Origin of the sequence: Rossellomorea marisflavi (assembly GCF_009806575.1) — a bacterium.
In the GTDB taxonomy this organism is placed as follows: domain Bacteria; phylum Bacillota; class Bacilli; order Bacillales; family Bacillaceae_B; genus Rossellomorea; species Rossellomorea marisflavi_A.
Window position 1 is genome coordinate 2294585 of the sequence record NZ_CP047095.1, and the last position, 23436, is coordinate 2318020.

Sequence of the window (23436 nt, forward strand, 5' to 3'; positions counted from 1 at the left end):
CATAGTTACCGCTTTCTTTCCGGGACAGGCTGGCTTATAATGTTAATTAAGAATCATTCTAATTTTCATACTTTTCACAAAGTATGGTCTTCACCCCTACTTCAACCCCTTATTTTGAAAGGAGAATGGTCGATGGATCACAATCAAAAACCTGATCAAAAAGAACATAGCGCAGCGGGGCAATGTCCCGTCACCCACCACAAGGATAGTGCCATAACGACGTCAAGGTCACCACGAGGAACGACGAATAAGGACTGGTGGCCCAATCAGCTTAATCTGAATGTCCTTCGTCAGCACGATCGGAAGTCGAACCCTTATGGAGAAGATTTCGATTATCGGCAGGAATTTGCCAAGCTCGACTACGCAGCATTGAAGAAGGACCTCCACTCCCTCATGACTGACAGCCAGGACTGGTGGCCTGCCGACTACGGACACTATGGTCCCTTCTTCATCCGCATGTCCTGGCACGCGGCAGGTACATACCGGACATCGGATGGACGAGGCGGCGGTGCATCGGGTTCTCAGCGATTCGCCCCGCTGAACAGCTGGCCGGATAATGTGAACCTCGACAAGGCACGCAGGTTACTTTGGCCGATCAAGCGCAAATACGGGAACAAAATCTCTTGGGCGGATCTTCTCGTCCTGACGGGTAATGTGGCATTAGAATCCATGGGGTTGAAGACGTTCGGTTTTGCAGGTGGCCGGGAAGACATTTGGCATGCAGAGGAAGATGTATATTGGGGCACGGAGAAAGAGTGGCTCGCAGACAACCGCTACTCAGGAGATCGTGAACTGGAAGATCCCCTTGCAGCCGTTCAGATGGGACTCATCTATGTCAATCCTGAAGGACCGAACGGGAAGCCTGATCCAAAAGGCAGTGCCCGGGATATCAGGGATACCTTCGGCAGGATGGCCATGAACGATGAAGAGACGGTTGCACTCGTCGCTGGCGGGCATACATTCGGTAAAGCCCACGGTGCAGGAGATCCTTCCCTTGTAGGCGATGATCCTGAGGCTTCCACACTGGAGAACCAGGGGCTTGGTTGGATCAGCAGCTACGGAAGCGGCAAGGGCCGTGATACGATTTCAAGCGGAGTCGACGGTGCCTGGACGACCCATCCGACAACGTGGGATAACGGGTATTTCGACCTTTTATTCGGCTATGAGTGGGAGCTTACCAAAAGTGCTGCAGGCGCCTATCAATGGACGCCTGTTGATATGGGCGAAGAACATATGGCACCCGATGCCGAAAATCCATCGATCAAAGTGAAGACCATGATGACGACTGCGGACATGGCACTCAGGGAAGATCCCGCCTATGAAAAAATCTCCCGAAGGTTCCATTCCAACCCGGACGAGTTTGCTGACGCTTTTGCCAGGGCCTGGTTCAAGCTCCTTCACAGGGATATGGGTCCCAAAGTCAGATATCTTGGTCCTGAAGTTCCGAGTGAGGAGCTAATCTGGCAAGACCCAGTACCTGCAGTGGATTATGAACTCTCCGATTCAGAGATTGAAGAGCTGAAATCAAAGATTCTGGCTTCAGGATTGAGCACTAGCGAACTGGTCAAGACGGCCTGGGCTTCTGCATCCACCTTCAGGGGTTCGGATATGCGCGGCGGAGCCAACGGTGCACGCATTCGCCTCTCCCCTCAAAAAGACTGGGAAGTGAATGAACCTGACCTTCTCCAAAATGTGTTGAACGTGTATGAAGACATCCAAAGCACATTCCATAAAAAGGTGAGCATCGCCGACCTGATTGTCCTTGGTGGTACCGCTGCAGTAGAAAAAGCAGCCAAAGACGGAGGCTTCGACGTACAGATCCCGTTCTCCCCTGGACGTGGTGATGCAACCCCTGAACAAACCGATGAAGAGAGCTTCGACGTCCTGGAGCCGGTTTCGGACGGTTTCCGTAACTATCAAAAGCAGGAATACTCCATCTCTCCAGAAGAAATGCTCGTTGACAAAGCGCAGCTGCTTGGATTGAGTGCCCCTGAAATGACTGTGTTGATCGGAGGAATGCGCTCGCTAGGAGCAAATTATGGGTCAAGCAAGAGTGGCCTTTTCACTAAGCAGCCTGGACGCCTGTCGCCGGACTTCTTCGTCAACCTCCTCGATATGGGAGTGGAATGGAAACGTGTTGCTTTCAATGAATATGAAGGGCGAGACCGTCATACAGGTGAGATCGTATGGACTGCTTCTCGATTCGATCTCGTATTTGGATCCAATTCGGAACTGCGTGCCATCGCCGAAGTGTATGCGCAAGACGATACGAAAGAAAAATTCGTTCGTGATTTTGTCTCGGCTTGGGTCAAAGTCATGAATGCAGACCGGTTTGATCTAAAATGATCGACATCCTGCCTCTCGGGGCGGGATTTTTCTTTGATCACATTCAAAAAGGAGCTGAACAACCATTAAAATAGAATATGAATGGATCGGCACTGGGAAAGATCACCTCGTGATCGAGACGGGAATCGGATGTCCTTACTATGAGTGGCGTTCTTTATGTGAACATCTTGCCAGCGACTACCGCATTCTGTTGTATCACCGCCAAGGATACGGCAAAAGCCCTGAATCAATACGACCCAGGGATACCACATCCATTTCAGTGGAGCTGCACGAGCTTCTTCTATCATTGGAGGTCAACGTCCCATTTACCCTTTTGGGCCATTCCTACGGTGGTTTATGTGCCCAGCATTTCACTCGCTTGTTCCCTCACCTGGTAAAACATCTCATATTGGTCGATTCCACATCCAAGAACTTCATGACACTTTATGAATTGGGAACACCCGTGTTGAATTCGTATATTGCCCTTGAACAAATGATTGAAGCAAACAAGGTCCGCAGTACCAAAACTCAAGCTGAGCTCACAAACGAGATCCCATCTGATTCTGTTGAAGAGATGAAAGCTTTCTTGACCTCTCCCCTCCTGTATCAGACTGTCGCAGATGAATTTTCCCTTTGGGAACATAGCAGTGAGACCATGAAGAAGTCCGGACCTTTTCCTGATCTACCCCTCACCATTATCGCCCGCGCCCCCGAAGTATCGGCCCTGCCTTTTATCAAGCATGGCATCCCTGCGGAGGAAGCTTACCGGTATGAGCAACGATGGCATGAACTTCAGCAGGAATTAAGTCGATTATCGAAAAAGGGCGAGATGGTGATTGCCAAGGGCAGTGATCATGAAATCCACTTGGACAGACCCGATCAAGTGATTGAATGCCTTCTGAAAAGCAAAAAAAGTGGTGCATGGACATGAAGTCCTGCACCACTTTTCATTCTTATTCCTTACCGAATACCTTGACCACACTCAGCCATACTAAGAAAAACGATTGAAAGCAGATGATTTCATGAGAAAGTGGCTAGTGATGGTGTCAATGATGATCTTGATCATGCTTCCGGCTCCGGCAGATGCCCAGCAGGTTGAGCGAAGCATGGTCGAACCGAAGGGAGAAGTCATCTGGGAAGTCCCCATGCCTTTCAAAAAAGTGGCGATCACGTTCGATGATGGACCCCACCCTGTTTATACTCCGCAGATCCTCCAGATTCTGAAATACTATGATGCAAAAGCAACATTTTTCCTCACAGGCGAGCGGATCGAACGGTTTCCTGACCTCGTAAAAAGGGAAGTGAAAGAGGGACACGAAATCGGAAATCATTCTTTTACGCATCCGAACTTCAGCTCGCTTTCCCTGAGGGATATTGAAAAAGAAATATCCACTACGGAAGAACTTCTACTACAGTTCCAGCCGGGGACCAGGCCAAAATTGTTCAGGCCGCCTGGAGGCGAACTTTCCATGCCTGTGCTCGGTTTGATGAAAGAAATGGATTTAATGCCCATCCTCTGGTCATGGCATCAGGATCCGAAAGATTGGGCAGGACGTTCAAGCGAAGCCATTTCAGCCCATGTTCTCGAGAATATCCACAACGGAGACATCATCCTCCTCCATGATTCCGGTGGGAATCGGAAGGAAACCGTTAAAGCGCTGGAAACGATTTTATCTGCTTTGACTGAAAAAGGGTATCAGTTTGTCACCGTACAGGAGCTGATGGAGACGGATCCGGTATTCGGTTTTTGAGATTGGCACCTCTCTCAAGGAGATGCCATAAAGCGTTCTGAAGGTACCCAACCCTCGTCCTTAACTGTAAAGATCAATGCAGACTGTTCACACACAAAAAGCATTCAAAACCACGCTTAGACAATGTCAAAGCGTGGATTTTGAATGCTGATAAAAATCCGCTGACTGGCTTTTCACCTCATGCTTTGATTGAATTCATTAGCCCGAAGAAGTGTTCAGGTTTCTGGGTCTTATTTAGTTGATACCATGACTGTAATGTAGCCGGTGCAAATACATCTGCTTTTTCCAGAACCTCCCTCGCAAATTCCAGGGGAGCTACACCTGAAGCAGTAACCAGATTACCATCGGATACGACAGGCCCCATCTCATAATGCCTTTCTCCATGATAATTCGGACAGACCATTTTCATATAGTCTGCGTCATTGCCTGTGTGCTTTCTGGAATCCAGGTATCCCATATTAGCAAGAGCTTCAGTGGCACCACAAATTGCCGCAACAATCGTTCCCAGCTCTAGAGCTTCGCCGATTTTTTTCAGTATTGGCTGATGAATGGCTTCTCCCCAAGTAGTCCCTCCAGGTAAAATGAACAAGTCCTCTCTCTCAACCATGCACTCATTCAGAGAAAGATCGGGTATGATGCACAGCCCTCCCATCGTCGTAATCATTTCTTTCGTTGCTCCTACTGTCACTACTTTTAAAGGTCCAGTATCTTTTTTGAAGTATCGGCCCGTGTTTAGTTCGGCAATCAGATATCCATATTCCCAGTCTGACATTGTGTTGAATACATAAAGATAAACGCTTGTCTGCATTCCATAGCACTCCCATCACCATTGATATAGCCTATTATAAAGGTACATCCCTGACAGCTACTGTCAGGGATGTCATCATTCTTGATGAAATGTTATTAATTCAGACAAGACCTCAACAAGTCTTTTTTTCAGACTTACAGGCTCAACAACTTGAATCGATTTTCCGTACGGTAATAGCACATTGGGGATATATGCATGTACGATGTCTTTTTCAAGAAGGAACACGGCTTGATTTGATTCCCTTTCCTGTACATAATGTCCTAAAAACCAATGTCGGCACACATCATTCAGCGTATTTTCATTCCCACTGATAACCATGCGAGTGATCCGTTCCTTTTCTTTTATCGTCGGAAGGAGATTCTTCATGAAAAAGTCACGTGCTGAAAAATCCTCTGGTCTGCAAAAAGTCTTTTCGGTTAACCAAACACGTTCAATACGATCGACTCGAAAACTGCGGAGGTCACTTCTATGATGACAAAATCCGATCACATACCATTTATTGTTCCAATAGAGCATTTTGTATGGGTCGACCACTCTTTCATGTTTTTGTTGTTCACTACTTTTGTGATAAATCATTTTTACTGAGTACCCATCAGCTACGGCATGCTCCAACTCTTTCAAAAACGGTTCCAATGAGTGCGGGCGTAATGGACTTATGACTTCAAGACTGGTCAAATGATGGTTTACCATTCTTTCCTGCTCTTGATTTGAGTATTTACTTAGTTTTGAAATGGCCCTGTTCAGTGGTTCACCACCATAATATCCCGCTTCCTCTGCAAAGACAGCAGCATGAAACAGTGACGTTTGCTCTTCAACATCAAAAAAGAGCGGAGCCTCGATAAAATGGTTCAATAAGGTATATCCACCGTTAGGTCCTGGTTCTGAAATAATAGGTACACCACTTGTTGAAATGGTATCGATATAACGATACACCGTCCTAATATTCATCTCCAACTTTTCTGAAATTTGTTTCGCCGTCACTTTTTCACCTGAACGGAGCATCCATAGAATCGCTAACATACTATCAATTTTGGACATGTCATCCACCTTTGTTAAGATACTCTTCTCATGTTTTGTAGACTTCTCACAGTTGATTCGTATTGATCAATGATCCTTGAGTAGCCCTTCCAGCACATAATGGCTTTCAAGTGCCTGCTCTCCTCCAATACAAGGAGGCGTGTCCCCCATCACACTCTGAATGAAATGCATGACGGCATCTTCGAACCCCCGCTGCTTGAGGATGGTATCCCAGGAAGAAGGCTTGGTGACCATCCTTCTCCCTCCTTCTTCGACCTCGAGGACATTCATATCTGATACGGTCAAGATGCGTCCATCCGATATGATCTCCAACGTCTCACGCTGCGTTCCCGCCCTCCGATGCATCCCGGTAGAGCACTGCGTACCAAGTGAAGATTGAAAGGTGTGCTTTGCATGAACCAATTCATTGGATTCATTGATCACCATTGCTCCACCACTTACTATCATATTGCCATCGTCATTCAGCCAGCGGATCGTATCGACCAGATGAAGATAATCGTCGAGCATGGTGAATTCAAATGATGCTGGACCGATATCATCCATGCGGTGCTTATCGAATCTCACCCAGGCAGGAGTTCCAGCCATGGCCTTCGCCTGGACGTATAGGGGAGCGAATCTTCTATTGAATCCGACCATCAGTTTCCTTCCTGACTTCACACACTCGTCTACCAGCCGCTCCGATTGCTCGATTGTGGCCGCCAAGGGCTTGTCCACATACACGTCCAGCCCTTTTTGCATGAGTGCTGACACCACTTCATAGTGTGAATCCGTCGAACTATGTACGAATGCCGCATCGCATTCCTCAGCTAGATGATCAACATGATTGAAAGCTTGGAGACGGTATTCACTGCTGATCCGATTACGCTTCTTTCGGTCGGGTGTATAGATACCGGCCAACACCCACCCGGTTTCCTTGGATAGTAGAGGAAGATACGCTTTCTGGGCAATCCCCCCGAGACCCACCATCCCGATTTTCAATCGTCGCATGGAAACTCACTCCATTCATCGTTTATATGGTAAATTATTGCATGTTCCATCGGCCTCATGGTGGCCATATAGTAATCTTCTGCCGGCCAATAGCGGTTTTGGTATGCCTTAAGGATTTCACTCTCATTCCCTAAATACCCGTCACGACTGATCACTCGGCGCTTTCTGATGGGAAATGGACAGTCCACAAAAATGACCGCATCGAAATACCCGATCCATTCGGGCCGTTGAAGGAAAACGCCTTCGACCAGCACCACTGCATCTTCCTGTACATCCAACTGTTTTTGGATGATCCTATCCGTATGTTTATCGTAAAACGGAACGTGGAAAAGAAGATGTGGTGATGTGAGAAAATCAAATAAGGTACTCTTTAGGCCAATGACATCCCATTGTAGCTCATAATACTCCCGCCACTGAGGCATGCCGGTACCATAACGGTTGCTTGACGGCATGATATGATCATCAAGATGGATGAGGACCGTCTGTCGTGAACCGTCAAGCAGGTCACGTTGAATGCATTGTGCCAAAGTGGTTTTCCCAGATCCACCCAATCCATCGATTCCGATAATCGTACGGTCATGGGAGTGTCGCTTCATCAACGATTGAATCCACTCATTGAGCATGATGCGTTCCCCTTTCAATCTCTATCATTTTATAACAGATGACAATCAATCTGGAAAAAATCTTTTCATTCACTGCAATCAGCAGGAAGTTCGGTTACAATGATAGAGAACATTCATTATCTTTGAATAGTATTTACGTTTCCTATATATTGAGTAGAAACAGGTTTAATTTACAAGATTACGGGAGGAATTAGTATGTCAATCAAACCGAAAACCATCTTTTTGGATATGGATGGGACCATTTTGAGTTCACAAAATAAAGTGAGTGTCCAGACGAAGGAAACCATTGATGCGTTAAGGGCTCAAGGGATTTTTGTGTTCATCGCTACAGGAAGAGCCTACGATGAGATTGAAGCCATGCTGCCGGAAGGATTCAAAGTAGACGGTTTCATCACATCCAACGGAATGGCCGGCTATGTGGACGATAAACCGGTATTCGAGCATTCCCTATCACTCGATCTTGTGGAACATGTTATTGCGCAAGCAAGGAAGCATGAGATCTATTATGAGGTGTTCCCATATGGTGCCCCCCGTATTACATTGAAGCAGGATCAGGCGTATGTACTCAAGGAAGTAGCGGATCCGAAACCGGATGGAGTAGAGGAAAATGAATGGCTATCGCGCAAGAAAGCCGTCAATGAAGAGATATCCTTCAATGACCATCTGCAAGGGAAGGGATTCTCCAAATTTTATTTCTTTGCACGTACGCAGGAAAAGATTCAAAAATGGGGAGATGTCCTAAACGAAATGAAAAAGGACACAGACTTCACCCTTTCGAAGTCATCCAATCACAACCTTGAACTGATGGTGGCGGAGGTCAATAAGGCATCTGGAATCAGTGAAATGCTCGAACATTTCGGATTGAAAAACGAAGACACCCTTGCCATCGGTGACAGCGACAATGATCTTCAGATGTTTGACTTTGTGACCCATTCCGTTGCCATGCATAATGCCAAAGATCATATCAAGGATGTTGTAGATGAGGTCACGACTCTAACCTGTGATGAAAATGGAGTCAGTGATTATCTGGCAAGATTCGTAGAAAAGACCGTCACACATCCATAATGCATAAAAAGATCAGAGACTTTCTCTGATCTTTTATTGTTCCCCGATAATCTTCATCATGTCTTCTCTGGAAAATCCAAGGCTGTCTCCCGCTTTGATCATGGATTCCCTCGATTCTCTACGTTCTCTATCTGCAACATACCCAAAATACTGAGCCTGCGTTTCAAGGAAGGAAATGTCGGGATCTTCCACCAGATGATGCACAGTGTCCATTTCGAATTTGATTGAATGGTAAGAATCCCTTATGGAGCTCAGTGCATGCTGCAGTTGATCTTTCACATCGACCGGGAGATTCTCAGGTGCATCAAGTTCCCACATGGCTGATATCCCTTCGCTTGCCGCCGCACCTGCACCGGATGCCGCATCGTTGGCATCCTCCGTCCCCTCCACCATCCGATATTCTTCAACAGCCTTGACAACCTCACGATCCAGAGAGGCATAGGATCGTGCGAATTCCAGGAAGGAATCCTTCTTCTCTCCGTTTTGATGAATGGTCATCAGGGTTAACGGTAGGATGGTTAGAAGTAAAAGGCTCCCAACAAACAGAAGCCTGAATCGTTGGCCATTCATTTGATCACCCTTTCGCTTTCCTCCACATCATCCACGAGCATTTGATCCTGAACTGGTCATGAATGATGGATCGTACCTCACTTGATTAAGATATCCTCATCTCTTAACATGATATGAAACTACAGGTCAAAACGATGCTTTATCATTTCAGCCGTCTCTCCTGCACTCAACGCGGAGTTATCAATGCGTACATAATTGTCCCCGCTCAGTTCTCCTTCAAAGGAATTCAATCGATAGGCAGTCATGGAATCCAACAGGTCAGTTTCTGACCAATCAACATCCCTCTTCGATGGTTTGTGATTGAGCCTGTTTTCACTTTTATTCCGTTTCAATCGTTCTTGGACCCCTGCTTCCAGCTCCACATAGAATACGGAGCATCCCCGAGATTGGAACATTTTGGTGATGCTCTCTATGTAGTCCCAATCTTCCTTCATATCAAATGCCCACACGAATGTAAAAATCAATCCATCCAAATCACTTTTGGAGATGGCGTCAAAAAGCTCATGCCGGAATAATTTGACAAGCCGCTTTCCTTCCGAACTTCCATAATCAAAGAAATTTCCTACAAGATCAATGGTCATATGATTATGGAACAACTTCAAATCAGTGATCTTTGCTAGTTCCTGCCCGACTGTCATCTTACCGACTGCCTGGGGGCCTACGATGATTACAAGTTTCATGGATTTCTGATTCTCCTTCTTTACATCCAGACTTTTCTGTTAACTTTACCACAAAACGCTTCAAAAAAAGCGGATTTGATAAAAAAAGCCGCCCCTTATATAAGGAGCGACACAACCTTATTCAGCTTTTTTCACTTCTAAGATCTCGAGGATTTGATTTTTCAGGATTTCCGCCTTCGGCCCGTAGATTGCCTGCACACCGTTCCCCACTTCTAATACCCCCTTCGCTCCCTCTCCTTTCAATGCTTCATGATTTACTTTTCCTTTATCCACGACGCCGACACGTAATCTGGTTATACAAGCATCCAGGTGGCGAATGTTTTCTTTTCCACCAAGTGCCTCAAGCACATTCACAGCCTGATCAGTATTACCTCCGCTTTTTCTCTTTTTATATTCATCTTTGGTCACTAACTGATTGGATCTTTCTCCACCCCGTCCGGGTGTCTGGAGATTCCATTTGTTGATGGCAAACCGAAAGACACTATAATACACAATGAACATGCACGCCCCTATTAATGGTACATACCACCAAGGTTCTCCGACACCAGGCAAGATCCCGAATAGAGTAAAATCAATAAATCCAGATCCGCCTGCATATCCAATATTCACATCCAACAAATACATTAGCATAAACGAGAGTCCAGCCATCAGACAGTGAAAAATGTACAGGATCGGTGCAGCGAATAGGAACGTGAACTCAAGGGGTTCCGTAATCCCTGTTAAGAAAGCAGTCAACGCAGCAGTAAGAAGCAACCCACCGACCGCTTTCTTGTTTTGTGGTTTCGCACAGTGATACATTGCAAGGGCGATTGCAGGAAGTCCGAATAAAACAAACGGAAACTTACCAGCCATGAAACGCCCCGCCGTAATTTCAACTGATCCATCCATCTGCCGATCAGCAAGCTGAGCCATGTACATCGCGGTATCTCCTGAAACCGTCTGTCCGGCAAGCGTCATATAAGTCCCTCCGACCTCTGAAAATCTGATCGGTATATAGAAGATGTGGTGAAGACCGAATGGGATGAGGGCACGTTCCACTAAACCATATATAAACAGGTAAAACGGGGGGGTATTCTCACCGGCCAGTTGATTCCCGACCCAGAAGATTCCCCCTTGGACGTGGGGCCATACAAAGGCAAAAATCAGCGCAACACCGATGGACGCCCCAGCTGTAACAATCGGAACGAAACGAGATCCACCAAAAAACGATAGTACTTCAGGTAACGAAAAATCATGAAAACGCTCATAAAGAGCAGCAGCTATGAACCCAATGATGATGCCTCCGAATACTCCGATTTGAAGGGTTGGGATCCCTAGCTCCATTACATGACCGGGTTCAGACACATTTTCCGTTGTGACACCCGCTACAATTCCAATGACTGTATGCATGACAAGATAACCGACGAAAGCTGATAACCCGGCAGCTGCTTTACCACCTGTCCAGCTTCCTGCGATCCCGATGGCAAAAAGGACGCCCAGATTGGAGAAAATGACTTTACCTGCCCCCCTCATGAGTTCTCCAAAAGTTTGCCACCCACTTGCTTCAAGAAAAGGAAAATACTCGATAAAGTAGGGGGATTGGAGTGTTGTCCCAATCCCTAAGAGCAAGCCTGCGGCCGGAAGCAGGGATATGACCACCATGAAGGTTTTCCCTACTCGTTGAAAGAAATCAAAGCTGAATCTGTTTTTCATATAAACCTCTCCCTTTAAGCAAGCGTTCTATTTTCTAAACGCTCCTTACCTTAGTTCCGGCCAAAAGTCTTTATTTGCTTCAATCAGTTCGTCCAGCACTTCCCTCGCCTTCCTGGCGGATACAACGGTACGGTTCAACGTCAATGCCTGAAGGGCTTTACTATAGGAATTCTCCAAATAGGCTTCCACCGTTAAACGCTCATACGCATATTGGGCCTCGATCAACCCCTTATAAAACACCGGAATCTCACCGACAGCATAGGGGCGGGGCCCGTTGGCTGTCAAACTTGCCGTGACTTCCACCATGGCATCATCAGGAAGATTTGAGATCAACCCCTCATTTTTGACCATGACAATAAAATGGTCTCCGCGATTGTATGCGATTGATTCAGCCACAATCAGGATGAATTCTCCGTGAGCATCGTTATGAACAACCGTTGAGCCTGCTGTCGACTGATTGGTTGCAACTTCCCTGCACGCATCAAACACACGTTTTTCCCGTCCGTTCATGACTTCATTCGCTCTCGTGTGGGAAGGGTCCAGCTTCTCCAATACTTTGTCCGGATAGAGATAATATTGAAGATAGGTATTAGGAAGATAATCCGGAAAATCCCTGACAATCTGTTCCACCATAGCATAGGTATCAAGCCACGATTGATCCCTCTGCTCATAGTCTACAGGGCGAAAGCCGCCGTCCAATATAAGCTGTCTCAGTTCCGGAAGCAGATCATGACCGGATTCATCATAGAGATGGGTGAACCAACCGAAATGGTTAAGGCCGAAGTATACAGGGTCGAATGAACGTGGATCACGGTTCAATAGCCTTCCATAAGAACGCAATAGGTTCTCAGGTTGATCACAGATGTTAAGAATACGATCATCATCTGGATAGATTCTCTTCAATGCATCGGCAACAATGGCTGCAGGATTTGTGTAATTCAAAATCCATGCATCCTTATTCGTGGCGCGAACATGTTCAACCAGTTTCACCATATCCCCAATCGAGCGCATCCCATAAGAAAAACCTCCTGGTCCGCATGTTTCTTGTCCAATCAACCCCATACCAAGTGGAATTTTCTCATCTTTTTCCCTCATGGCATATCCACCGGTCCGCATTTGAACAAATACAAAATCTAATGGCTGCTCATAGGCTTCTTCTAGATCGGTTGTATACGTAAATTGCAGGTCAGAGTATTCTTCCTTGAATAATACTTTGGCAAATTCACCGATCACTTCCTGTCGTTTCTCATCCACATCCACCATAGTGAGATGATCAATGGGAAACGTTTCTTTCCTTACACAGAGACTCTTTAATAGACCGGGTGTCCATGTGCTTCCCCCACCAACGATCAATACATGGAATTTTTTCATGATGCTATTCCCCTCCATTTAGGTTATCGTCTTCTTGACTCTATCCTATCAATGAAGGAAACGCTTTCTAACAAAGTTTCATAAAATGAAACTTTTGAGCGTATGTCTTGTCACAGCCTTTTAAAATTGGGAAGATACAACTAAAAGGGGTTTTTCGATGTATAACTTCTTTGCCAAGCTTCAGAATTTCCTTGAATCGTCAAGCGACCATTCAACTTCTGACCATACGATTGCGGAATATATCCTGAGGAATCTCTCTGCCATTCCCTCCATGACAATCTACCAGCTTGCGTCAGCCTGTCATCTCTCACCGGCTACCGTGTCACGTTTTTGTCGTAAATTTGAAAATATTACGTTTAAGGAATTGAAGGAGCAAGCATCAGAATTCATCGACTTCAATCGGAATGAAATTCAATCTCGCTCACTTCCTTCCAGCCTGGAGGCAGTCCGTACCTATTTCGAGGAGTTGACATCATCTTTAGAGGAAACAGAAGCATTATTGAATGAACAGGCACTTCAGGATGCTGTAGAGCTGATCACAAAAGCAGAGAAACTCAGCTTTTTCGGGGTGACATTCTCTAACGTCATTGCAAGAAATGCACAGATCAAATTCATGCGCTTGGGGAAGTATACAGCATCCTACGGCAATCACGAAAATCAGCTCATCGAGGCTGAATCTCTTCAACCCGATGATACAGCTATCGTCATATCCTTTTCCGGAGATACGCGATTCATCGTCAAGCTGACGAAGGTACTCAAGAAAAAAAAGATCCCCATCATTGCATTAACGGGGAATTCCGCTGGTCACCTTGCACAGATGGCAGATGTTATTCTACGAACGAGCACCGAAAAACTGGAGGCATTTAAATCTCCATTGATAGAAGAAATCAATCTTCAAGTATTAATCAATACCCTTTACATGATGTATTCGGCATCGCAAGGCAAAAAATAAAAAAATGCCCCTGCCTAATCGAAGCGGGGACATTGTCCAATACAACCTACTGTTTTTGTATGACCATATCAATCCTATTCATATTCAATGTGCACCTCAACGTTTTATTTCATGATCCCATAGCGAATAGACGACTTCCCTCACTGTGGTGTTGCTTTTCATTGAACCGATTCCCTGACCCGCCCATAACGACATGAAAGAGGGGTCACATGATTCGGAAGCGACTTTTCTCATAGGCTTTGTAAGGGTATTCTGATAGGGATAAGGTAAACTCGACTTCTCGTATTTTTCTTGATCCAGCATCCATCTATTAACGATCCCGCGTGCCTGTTTACCAGAGAAAAGGGAGGTTATGCGTGTATCTGTCGAATGTGCTTCCATGATTCTCTGCCTATGAGGAAGAGGAGTACCACTTTCTTTGCACAGTAGGAATGGGGTCCCGACCTGCACTCCACATGCCCCCAGAATGAATGCTGCTTCAACAGCACGCCGGTCCTTAATTCCTCCTGCCGCTATCACCGGTATCGAGACGGCATCCACGGTTTCCGGGATCAATGACATGAGGCCGATGGAAGAGTCTCCATCTGTTTCCAAAAAGGACGCTCGATGGCCACCTGCTTCACTCCCTTGTACGCATACCATATCCATTCCCGCTTCCTCCATCAGGATGGCTTCTTCAGGGGTAGATGCCGTTCCCATCAATAGGCATCCTGCTTGCTTCAATTGTTTCACTATCTTCTCAGGAGGGACGTGAAATGTGAAGGAACACATCGGCACGTGATGCTTAATGATCAGATCTACCTTACGGTTAAAGTCATCCCACTGCTCATCCAATGTTGTGAAAGGTTCGGCTTCTTCGGAATAAGGTATTCTTTCTTTCCACTTCTCCACGTGCATAAAGGTAGGTGGTGCCCCCTCATGGGGAACAAACAGATTCACTTGAAAGGGATGCCTGGAATGTCTGGATACAGCAAGGATCTGTTCTTCCAGTACCCCGGGAGAAAGGTATCCCGATGCAAGGCTACCAAGGATCCCCTCATTCATGGAAGCCTTCACCAATTCTATAGTGGTGATCTCTCCGGCCATAGGGGCCTGTATGATTGGTTTTTCAACTTGCAGCATGTGCATCAATCGATTCATGACGAAACACTCCTTTATTTATCCACCTACTTACCACTTCTCCCCGGTGACGACAACCTCCTTTAATTAGCAAGAAAACCTGCACATATTGTGCAGGTTTTCCTATTAACTGACCTTTTTAGCCCTATGAGATTGTCCCAGTGGTGGCCGCTTCAATGATACGGCGGCACTTATTACAGCAAACAAGACCAAAATGGCACCCAAGCTCGCCAGGTGGGAGATATCCCCTGTCATGGAGACCACGGTTCCCCCGATGGCCGATCCGAGGGATATCCCCACCTGCAGGGCAGACGTATTAATGCTTTGCTGAATATCTGACGTTTCAGGTGCGGTTTGGATCAGATAATTTTGCAGTGCCGGAGTAAGGGCCCAGCTGAGGCCTCCCCATAGGATGGTCATGACGACGAAAAGCGGCATGAACCCTGTAGTGAACGGAATCGCAAACAGGACAAGGGCAAACAGGACCGTTACAAGGAAAATGGACTTTGACCCGATGCGGTCGCTCAGCCAGCCCCCCACCCAATTCCCGCATACGGAGGCAAGTCCGATCAGCAGATAAAATATCGAGATGGCCTTTGGTGAACTATCAAATGTCTCAATCAGATAGGGGGTAAAATAGGCATAAAACATATAGTGCCCCGCCAGCATGAATAAGCTGATAAGATGTCCCGAGAATACCTTAGGATGCAGGATCGCTTTGAATTGTTCTTTCAGTGGCGTCACCTTTTCGACAGGCATCTTCTCCAGAAGAAACGCGTTAAGCATAATGGAGATGGCTGAAAGGACAGCGATGCCGAAGAAAGTCGAACGCCAACCCAACGTCTCCGTCATGAAAATCCCGATTGGCACACCGAGGACCAGGGAGGAGCTGATTCCGACAAAAACAAGACCCAATGCCTTTGCCCGATGACTTGGATCCACAAGCTTGGCAGCAATCGTCAAGGACAGGACCACCACGAGAGCCGTACTCATGGCTGTAATGATGCGAGCGATGATGACCAAAGTGAAATCAGTGCTGAAAAACGTTATGATATTTCCCACGGTAAAGACTGAAAGTGCCATAAGGTATAGCTTCTTTCTCTCCACCTTGGCCGTCAAGGACAGCAATAACGGGGCTGAAATGGCGTAGGCCAGTGCAAATACCGTAATGAGCTGACCTGCTTTTCCTAAAGATATATCGAGTCCCTCCGCTATATTCGGAAGAATCCCTCCAACAATCAATTCGACCAATCCGACTGCAAATGTGGATGCAGCCAATACATAAACTCTCCAGTTCATATTCCTTCACCTTTCTGTACGCCTTCCATTTTGCACAGAAAATGACAGCACAAAAAATCCTGATTACAAAATGAAAGGCAAAGAATTTTGTAATCAGGATTTATCGGTTCCTGGTAGAGACCCTCAAACCATATTATTGAGGTTATACAACATATTTATTTTCCAAGGATATAGTAGCATACTCCTTCCACTCTTTCAACACATGGTTCAAAAGGACGAAAGCTTATGATCGGGGATTCACGATTCCACTTCCGGGTATACTAAGAGAAAATCATAGAATGGAGGAACAAAAATCATGAAATTAAAAAACGCCGTCATCCCGGCATTTACTGCAACACTCCTACTATTCGGATGCAGTAACGATGAAGTCAAGGACCCACCGAAAGATGCGCCAAAGGAAAATGAGAGCGCCAATAATGATACATCAAACGATTCCATGAATGATGCATCAAAGGATAACAAATTCGCCTTCACGAGCTTCGACTTGGATGTGGACTATGCCGACCAGCAGGACTATGAAGTGGACTATGACAATGATGAAGATGGAATGGAAGCGAGTTTCCAGGACGACATGAATGACGAAAAGCTTTCAGGCGATAAAGCTATGGATAAGATTACGCCTATGCTTGAGAAGCTTGACTTTGACAAAGATACCTCGAATGAAGACGTCATGAAGCAAGTGAAGGATACCTTCTCTCTAAAGGATGATTACGAAACGTTCGAACTTGAAGTGACATTCCCTGACGGCACGGAAAAAGAATATAAAGACATGAAACAATAATCGGAAAGCGGGAACCTGGAACAGGAACCCGCTTTTTCTGATTGATTCCGCATAATTGCTCCCGTTAAGGTGCATGATACACCTAAAAAGGAGTAATCAGGATGACCTTGCATACAGTCAATGAAGCACGGCACCACCTTATGCAGACCGAAATGGCCTACTGGAGGGAAGACAACCTGTTCAGCGGACACTGGTGGTTTATTGTCATCATAAACCTCTTGTTCTTTCTGGTGTTCATCGTGTTAATCGACCGATCCCGTTTTATCATGAGTGCGTTTTGCCTGCTATTTTCTTTCTTCCTGGTTGCCCTTGTGAACGAAATTGGCAACTACTTCGGCTATTGGAGCTATCCATATCAGTTCATCGGATTCCTTGAAAGTTTCAATGCAGTAGATTTTATGACGATTCCGGTGGTATATGCTTTGATCTATCAGTACTTTACCAAGTGGAAAGCTTATCTGATCACTTTATTACTGGTCAGTGCGTTGATCGGATTCATAGGCATGCCGATTTTCGTCCATTTTCAGTTTTATGAGCTCCATCACTGGACTCCTTTCTCATCCTTCGTTCTATTGTTCCTTGTCGGACTGGTGATTAAATGGGTGTGTGATTTCATTGCCGCGCGTGACACCATCGTTCGTTAAAAACAGCTCCTGTGCCAAGGCACAGGAGCTGTTTTCATTCTTCAATCATGCCATTGTCCACGAGCCATTCATACGCAACGACTGATACACTGTTCCCTTCAATATCCACTTTATAATTGAGCTCACGCATGATCTCACTATCTAGCTTTTCAGCAAGTCGTCCGGTGATCTCTTCGACCTCGGGGTACTTTTTCAATACTTCTTTATTCACACTTACCGCTGCACGGTAAGGGGGGAAGAATTGTTTATCATCTTCAAGTGTCACGAGACCATATGCACGGATCGTCGCATCCGTTTCAAATGCAACGGAAACGTCGACCTGCCCTTTATCAAGTGCTCTTTGAGTCAGCCCGATATCCATCTGGTTGATGTTCTGAGCGCCGAAATCAAATCCATATTTCTTCTCCACACCAGGCAGACCGTCTTGTCGATTGGCGAACTCTGCATCCGAGGCAATCGTGAGCTCATCAGGGTGATCATTGATATATTCGCCAAGATCGCTGATTGAATGGATGTCGAGTTCCTCCGCCTTTTCTTTTGTCATCGCCAGCGCATACGTATTATTGACCTTGGACATATTCATCCAATGGATATCGTTTTTTGCATCAAGATCCTTGACTTTCTCGAAGGTTTTATCCGGATCGGCGATAGGATCTTGCTTCATATAGGTGATCAAGGCGGTACCTGTGTATTCCCACATCAGGTCAACCTGATTATTTTCCAGTGCTTTACGTACAACGGTACTGCCCAGATTATTCATCTGTTTTACCTTGAAGCCTTCTTCTTCTAATAGAAATGCGGTCATTTCAGAAAGGAGATATTGTTCAGTGAAATTCTTCCCTCCGACCGAAATCCTTTTTTCCCCGACGCCTATAGAAGAACAAGACGAGAGGATCAAGGCAAGTGATATCATGATTGCCATGCCTATCCATTTTTTCTTCCCCATCATCTCACCTCCGTTCATTACGATTCAACTGTCGCCCTTATGCCTTTTGAAATCAATTTGTTTTCCAGGAGCCTCAACCCAAAATCGACTCCGACAGCCAGCAGCGTAACGGGGATGGCACCTGAAATGAGGTAACCATTATCAAAGAGCTGTATGCCGGTGAAAATCCAAACACCCAGCCCTCCTCCACCTACTACATAAGCAAGGGCTGCCGTTCCGATATTCAGAACAATGGCCGTCCGGATCCCCGCCAGGATCGAATATGCCGCATTGGGTAATTCCATTTTAAACAAGATCTGCACCCGGGTCATTCCCATCCCTTTGGCGGCGTCAAGAAGATTTTCATCGATCGAATCGATTCCTGCCACCGTATTCCGATAAATCGGTAATAAAGAATAAATGAAAAGAGCAAACACGGCTGTTTTAAAACCGATTCCCAATATGCTGATCATCAGTGCCAGGACGGCAAGGCTCGGGATCGTCTGACCGAAATTGACCGTATTCGACACGACCCATTCCGCCCTTCTGAATGACTTCCTTGTGATGAGGATGCCCATTGGGACAGCAATGACGATCGCCAAAAGCGATGAAACAAGCACAAGTGAAAGATGCTGCCGAAGAAGGAGTAGAAAGGTACTGCTATTTGTGAAAATGTAGTCATAATAATGATTCTTGATGGACCAGAACAGAAAAAGGGCCACCAGTGCATACAGGATGCAACGTACGACGAGGCTCGTCAGTTTTTTTCTTTTCATCCTATCACCTTTCCTCCATAGGAATGGATTTACCCTTTATCTCGTAGTGCAGATATTGTTGGACCCGATCAATCGTGATGGCTCCCAGACGGACTCCATGGTCATCATTGACAATCACTTGATCCGCTTCTTGATTCAAAAGCATGGAAAGCGTATTGCGTAGATCGTTCCCGACGTGAATAGTTTTGGTATCCTGAATGGTATCATCTATCTCCACTAGCCCGATGATATCCTTCAAATCTTTGATCGTATGAAGGCTCAGGCTTTTAATCGCCCGGTCTTTCCCAAAGAATTCATATACAAATTCATTTTTCGGACGTACGAGCATTTCTGAAGGAGAATCATACTGCATGATCTCCCCACCTTTTAATAAAACGATCCGGTCAGCCATCTTGATGGCTTCATCAATATCGTGACTGACAAAGAGGATCGTCTTCTTTACCTTCCGCTGGATTTGTAGAAATTCATCCTGGATCTTCTCACGTATGATCGGATCAAGTGCCCCGAACGGTTCGTCCATGAGCATGACGGGAGGATCGGCAGCGAGGGCACGAATGACACCGATTCTTTGCTGCTGACCACCGGAGAGTTCGTGGGGGTACCGCTTCCTATATTTCTCTGGATCCAGTCCGATCATGGCCATGAGCTCATTGAACCGCTCACGTTTTTGTGCCTTTCTCCATCCCAGCATATCAGGGACGATCATGACATTCTCCTCGATTGTAAGATTGGGGAAAAGTCCATTGCTTTGGATCACATACCCGATCTTCCTTCGCAGTTCAATGGGATTCAGTTCGCTGGAGTCCTGACCGTTGATGTAGATCTTCCCTTCCGAAATCGACTCAAGGCGATTGACCATGCGGAGGAGCGTCGTCTTTCCGCATCCAGAGGGGCCAAGCAGAACGACAATATGTCCTTCATCCACATTGAAATCGACCTTATTGATGGCTGTCACACCACCTTCATACGTCTTTGTAATTTGGTCAAACTTGATCATTCGGTCCACTCTCCCTTCAATTGGATAGACTTTTAGGTGTAAATCGTTTTTGGATGTACATCAGGATCCCATCGGCAATCATGGCAAGGATGGCAACGGCAATCGACCCACTGATGATCAGGTAGTTGTCACCGCGGGAGATTCCCTGAGTAATGAGGACACCCAAGCCACCCGCACCAATGTAAGCCGCAATCACTCCGATTCCGATATTCATGACTACTGCCGTCCTGATTCCGGCCATGATGAGGGGAAAAGCATTGGGGATTTCCACTTTGAATAGACGTTGATGTGTTTTCATGCCCAGCCCTTTGGCGGCGTCGCGCATCTGGGGACTTACATTCTTAATCGCCGTATATGTATTACGGATGATGGGAAGCTGGGAATATAATACGAGGGCTACAAATGCGGGGACGAAACCGATCCCCTGATTGATGATTGAAAAAATGGGAATCATGACTCCGAATAATGCAATACTCGGAATGGTCAGCATGACCGATGCAACCTGAAGGATCGTTTCTGCTAGATAATCATTGGTTGTCAGATAGATCCCCAGAGGGATGCCGATGAGAAGAGCTACCAGGATCGCTAGTCCCACGAGAAGCGCATGTTCGATTGTCAGATCCACGATTCGCGGACCGTTGACATCGAGAAATGTAATCCATCTTTCCATATCTTATCCTCCTTTACCTTATTGAGAGGAACCGCAAATAAACGCTCTATTTGTCGAAATTCGGCACTCCTTATCATTACCGTACCATTTCTGGAGTAGATATGTCTAATCATTCGGAAAATTACGAGCAATTTATGTCAGAATTTCTTACATGTTTTGTAGAATCCCATTAGATCGGACTCTATAAGTCTTGGAATTTTTGCGGGTCTACCAAGAACCGAATAATGGGGGAATCAAAAAAAAGAACCCCGTCTTGAAAGGGTTCTGGATTTTTGTCTATACATCTTTTTGATCTACATTCAATTCAATCAGATTCCCATCGGGATCTTGACAAAAAATTTGTGCAAATCCACTTTTCGAGTGAGGTTTTTCAAGTATTTCGACCCCGTGTCCCTTCAGCCATGTCAAGGCTCGATCGTAATCATCCACCCTCAGGGCAAAATGACCTTCCCTGCTTGATAGAATCTTCTCTTCCCGTATCGTTTGAGAGGTCGGGTGGACGATCAAATGGAGCTGCTGATTACCAATGGCGTACCATGCACCCGGAAAGCCGAACTCCGGACGCTTGATCTCTTCGAGGCACAGTACATCTTTGTAGAACTCCCTAGACCTTTTGAGATCGGTTACGGTCAAACTGACATGGTGTAGATTCTGGTAGGTGATCACATTCGTTCACTTCTTTCGGTAGATGATTCCCTTCATTGTATCATGTTCAGGGAAAGGTGGTGTATACAGAAATAAGTTAACATAACATTATTATAGTATTAATCAATATGAACCTCTTTTGACAAGTCCTCTCTCAGCAGGAATTTTTGGATTTTGCCACTGGCGTTCCGTGGAAGTGCTGGGGTGAATCGATAGTTCCGTGGCCGTTTATAGCCTGCCAGAGCCTTCCCGCTTTTCAAAAAGTCATCCAATTGTTGAGCAGTCAATGTTTTCGACTTAGGTACGATGACGGCCGTGACGACTTCCCCCCATTTTTCATCCGGTGTTCCCAGGACAGCAACATCCACGACTCCTTCGTGGGCGTGCAGGGCATCTTCGACTTCCCTTGGATAGACATTTTCCCCTCCTGAAATGATCATATCGTCAATCCGGTCGGCGATATAAAGGTATCCTTCACGGTCAACATATCCAAGGTCCCCAGTATGATACCATCCTCTATACAAGGCATGTTCCGTTGCTTCGGTGCGGCCATGATACCCGATCATGGTACACGATCCCTTCACGATAATTTCACCAATTTCACCCACGGTACAGATGTCCTCTGGATCCGCCGGGCCGGACGTTTCCGGTTTCACGACCCGTATTTGATGATGATAGGCCGCTTTCCCTGCCGCCCCCGCCTTAGTAAGCTGTTCATGGGGTAGAAGAAATGCAATGGCAGGACCCATTTCCGTTTGTCCATACGCCTGTATCAGCTCGATCTTCAGTTCATCATGAAGCTTCCTCACAAGGCTCGGCGCCATTGGTGCGGCACCATAGAGCCCATTCCTGAGACTCGACGTGTCATAGTGGGACGTGCCCTCTTCTAGCAGCATGCTCCACATGGTCGGAGCTGCAAAAAGAGTCGTAATGCGCTCTCGTTCGATCGTTTCAAGGACGAGCTTTGGATCGAATTGATGAAGGATGACGTTCTTCGCGCCTGCGAGTACCCTCGGAACGAATGCACAGTGGAGTTCTGCACAATGAAACATCGGAGCCGTGACCAATCCCACATCACCAGACCGGTATCCCATAACACCGGTCAGGATCAACGCCTGCTCCATCACGTCGCGGTGACGATGAAGCACTCCTTTCGGCCTTCCCGTCGTCCCGCTCGTATACATCATCGCATACGGATCTTTTTCATCCACTTCGACTTTTTCAAATTGAGTCGAAAAGGCCATGTCGCTCACGCGCTTTGAAAAGGCAGGCGGATTCCCCCCTTCATACCAGAAGACGATTTGACCGAAATCCGGTGCTATCCCTTCCACGACGTTTTGAAGTGCTTCTTCAAATAGGAACACCTTTGGTTCGGCGTCATGCATGATGAAGGCCAGTTCATCTGAATTAAGTCGAAAGTTGATCGGGTTGATGATGGCCCCGATTTTCCCGCAGGCAAAATAAACGGTCGCGAGCAACTCGGTATTATACAGAAAGGTCGAAACCCTGTCCCCCTTCCTCACTCCTTCTGCCTGAAGTGCATTGCACATCTGGTGAACCCTTTCCTGCCATTGTCCGTAAGTCATCCGCCGTCCACTTTTCACCTCTACGATCGCTTCCTGGTTCCGGTAATTCTCCACACTTTGATCAAACATCGTTCCGGTCGTTGCGTACATCGTCTTCCCCCTCGGTCGCCCTCTTTCCAGGGCTTGAATGAT

23 protein-coding genes and 1 riboswitch are annotated in these 23436 nt (G+C 46.3%); of the genes, 7 read left to right on the forward strand and 16 right to left on the reverse strand.

Going from position 1 to position 23436, the window contains the following annotated elements; all coding sequences use genetic code 11:
- Positions 1-132 precede the first annotated feature (132 nt).
- The 3 genes from katG to D5E69_RS11895 all read left to right on the forward strand — a co-directional run bounded on the left by katG (position 133) and on the right by D5E69_RS11895 (position 4076).
- A complete protein-coding gene (gene katG, locus D5E69_RS11885) occupies positions 133-2346 on the forward strand; it encodes a catalase/peroxidase HPI (RefSeq protein ID WP_048003690.1) in 2214 nt (737 codons plus the stop codon).
- A 109-nt stretch (positions 2347-2455) separates the two neighbouring features.
- The gene (locus D5E69_RS11890) at positions 2456-3256 is read left to right on the forward strand and encodes an alpha/beta hydrolase (protein ID WP_159129702.1); all 801 of its coding nucleotides are present in this window, start codon (positions 2456-2458) and stop codon (positions 3254-3256) included.
- A gap of 91 nt (positions 3257-3347) precedes the next feature.
- Positions 3348-4076, forward strand: a complete 729-nt coding sequence (locus tag D5E69_RS11895; RefSeq protein ID WP_159129703.1) for a polysaccharide deacetylase family protein — start codon at positions 3348-3350, stop codon at positions 4074-4076.
- A 178-nt stretch (positions 4077-4254) separates the two neighbouring features.
- Here D5E69_RS11895 and D5E69_RS11900 read toward each other — a convergent pair whose 3' ends face one another.
- The 4 genes from D5E69_RS11900 to D5E69_RS11915 form a co-directional block, all read right to left on the reverse strand.
- Positions 4255-4884 (reverse strand): type 1 glutamine amidotransferase family protein, encoded by a 630-nt coding sequence (locus tag D5E69_RS11900; RefSeq protein WP_159129704.1) that lies wholly within the window; start codon positions 4882-4884, stop codon positions 4255-4257.
- Between the two features lie 75 nt (positions 4885-4959).
- A complete protein-coding gene (locus tag D5E69_RS11905; protein WP_048003693.1) occupies positions 4960-5922 on the reverse strand; it encodes a helix-turn-helix transcriptional regulator in 963 nt (320 codons plus the stop codon).
- A gap of 66 nt (positions 5923-5988) precedes the next feature.
- Positions 5989-6909, reverse strand: coding sequence for a Gfo/Idh/MocA family protein (locus D5E69_RS11910; protein ID WP_048003694.1), 921 nt, complete (start codon positions 6907-6909; stop codon positions 5989-5991).
- Positions 6897-7532 (reverse strand): NB-ARC domain-containing protein, encoded by a 636-nt coding sequence (locus D5E69_RS11915; protein WP_159129705.1) that lies wholly within the window; start codon positions 7530-7532, stop codon positions 6897-6899. The genes D5E69_RS11910 and D5E69_RS11915 overlap by 13 nt, the downstream gene beginning before the upstream one ends.
- 195 nt (positions 7533-7727) lie before the next feature.
- Between D5E69_RS11915 and D5E69_RS11920 the strand changes: the two genes are divergently transcribed.
- Positions 7728-8597 carry a Cof-type HAD-IIB family hydrolase gene (locus tag D5E69_RS11920; RefSeq protein WP_159129706.1) on the forward strand — a complete coding sequence of 290 codons (870 nt, stop codon included), beginning with the start codon at positions 7728-7730 and terminating at the stop codon, positions 8595-8597.
- Between the two features lie 33 nt (positions 8598-8630).
- Here D5E69_RS11920 and D5E69_RS11925 read toward each other — a convergent pair whose 3' ends face one another.
- The 4 genes from D5E69_RS11925 to D5E69_RS11940 form a co-directional block, all read right to left on the reverse strand.
- Positions 8631-9095, reverse strand: a complete 465-nt coding sequence (locus D5E69_RS11925; RefSeq protein WP_159129707.1) for a hypothetical protein — start codon at positions 9093-9095, stop codon at positions 8631-8633.
- 191 nt (positions 9096-9286) lie between these two features.
- Positions 9287-9847, reverse strand: a complete 561-nt coding sequence (locus tag D5E69_RS11930) for an AAA family ATPase (protein WP_159129708.1) — start codon at positions 9845-9847, stop codon at positions 9287-9289.
- Between the two features lie 117 nt (positions 9848-9964).
- Positions 9965-11539 carry a PTS transporter subunit EIIC gene (locus tag D5E69_RS11935; RefSeq protein WP_159129709.1) on the reverse strand — a complete coding sequence of 525 codons (1575 nt, stop codon included), beginning with the start codon at positions 11537-11539 and terminating at the stop codon, positions 9965-9967.
- Between the two features lie 45 nt (positions 11540-11584).
- Positions 11585-12910 carry a 6-phospho-alpha-glucosidase gene (locus D5E69_RS11940; protein WP_159129710.1) on the reverse strand — a complete coding sequence of 442 codons (1326 nt, stop codon included), beginning with the start codon at positions 12908-12910 and terminating at the stop codon, positions 11585-11587.
- 157 nt (positions 12911-13067) lie between these two features.
- Between D5E69_RS11940 and D5E69_RS11945 the strand changes: the two genes are divergently transcribed.
- A complete protein-coding gene (locus tag D5E69_RS11945) occupies positions 13068-13862 on the forward strand; it encodes a MurR/RpiR family transcriptional regulator (RefSeq protein WP_159129711.1) in 795 nt (264 codons plus the stop codon).
- Between the two features lie 96 nt (positions 13863-13958).
- Here D5E69_RS11945 and D5E69_RS11950 read toward each other — a convergent pair whose 3' ends face one another.
- Entirely contained in the window at positions 13959-15002 is a 1044-nt protein-coding gene (locus D5E69_RS11950; protein WP_159129712.1) for a nitronate monooxygenase, read from the reverse strand.
- Positions 15003-15107: 105 nt separating this feature from the next.
- Positions 15108-16280, reverse strand: a complete 1173-nt coding sequence (locus D5E69_RS11955) for an MFS transporter (RefSeq protein ID WP_159129713.1) — start codon at positions 16278-16280, stop codon at positions 15108-15110.
- Between the two features lie 70 nt (positions 16281-16350).
- Positions 16351-16450, reverse strand: a riboswitch (purine riboswitch).
- Between the two features lie 125 nt (positions 16451-16575).
- Between D5E69_RS11955 and D5E69_RS11960 the strand changes: the two genes are divergently transcribed.
- Both D5E69_RS11960 and D5E69_RS11965 read left to right on the forward strand, forming a co-directional pair.
- Complete coding sequence (locus D5E69_RS11960) at positions 16576-17061, forward strand: YusW family protein (RefSeq protein WP_159129714.1); 486 nt, start codon at positions 16576-16578, stop codon at positions 17059-17061.
- 101 nt (positions 17062-17162) lie between these two features.
- A complete protein-coding gene (locus tag D5E69_RS11965) occupies positions 17163-17705 on the forward strand; it encodes a CBO0543 family protein (RefSeq protein ID WP_159129715.1) in 543 nt (180 codons plus the stop codon).
- 34 nt (positions 17706-17739) lie between these two features.
- Here the strand turns inward: D5E69_RS11965 and D5E69_RS11970 are convergent, their stop codons facing one another.
- The 6 genes from D5E69_RS11970 to D5E69_RS11995 all read right to left on the reverse strand — a co-directional run bounded on the left by D5E69_RS11970 (position 17740) and on the right by D5E69_RS11995 (position 23394).
- Positions 17740-18627 (reverse strand): glycine betaine ABC transporter substrate-binding protein, encoded by an 888-nt coding sequence (locus tag D5E69_RS11970; RefSeq protein WP_249931484.1) that lies wholly within the window; start codon positions 18625-18627, stop codon positions 17740-17742.
- Positions 18628-18668: 41 nt separating this feature from the next.
- A complete protein-coding gene (locus D5E69_RS11975) occupies positions 18669-19406 on the reverse strand; it encodes an ABC transporter permease (RefSeq protein WP_159129716.1) in 738 nt (245 codons plus the stop codon).
- A 4-nt stretch (positions 19407-19410) separates the two neighbouring features.
- Positions 19411-20403, reverse strand: a complete 993-nt coding sequence (locus tag D5E69_RS11980; protein ID WP_048012805.1) for an ABC transporter ATP-binding protein — start codon at positions 20401-20403, stop codon at positions 19411-19413.
- Between the two features lie 16 nt (positions 20404-20419).
- On the reverse strand, positions 20420-21073 hold the full coding sequence (locus D5E69_RS11985; RefSeq protein WP_048003707.1) for an ABC transporter permease: 654 nt from the start codon (positions 21071-21073) through the stop codon (positions 20420-20422).
- Positions 21074-21349: 276 nt separating this feature from the next.
- Positions 21350-21739 carry a VOC family protein gene (locus tag D5E69_RS11990; protein WP_159129717.1) on the reverse strand — a complete coding sequence of 130 codons (390 nt, stop codon included), beginning with the start codon at positions 21737-21739 and terminating at the stop codon, positions 21350-21352.
- A gap of 98 nt (positions 21740-21837) precedes the next feature.
- A complete protein-coding gene (locus D5E69_RS11995) occupies positions 21838-23394 on the reverse strand; it encodes a long-chain-fatty-acid--CoA ligase (protein WP_048003709.1) in 1557 nt (518 codons plus the stop codon).
- Positions 23395-23436: the final 42 nt, after the last annotated feature.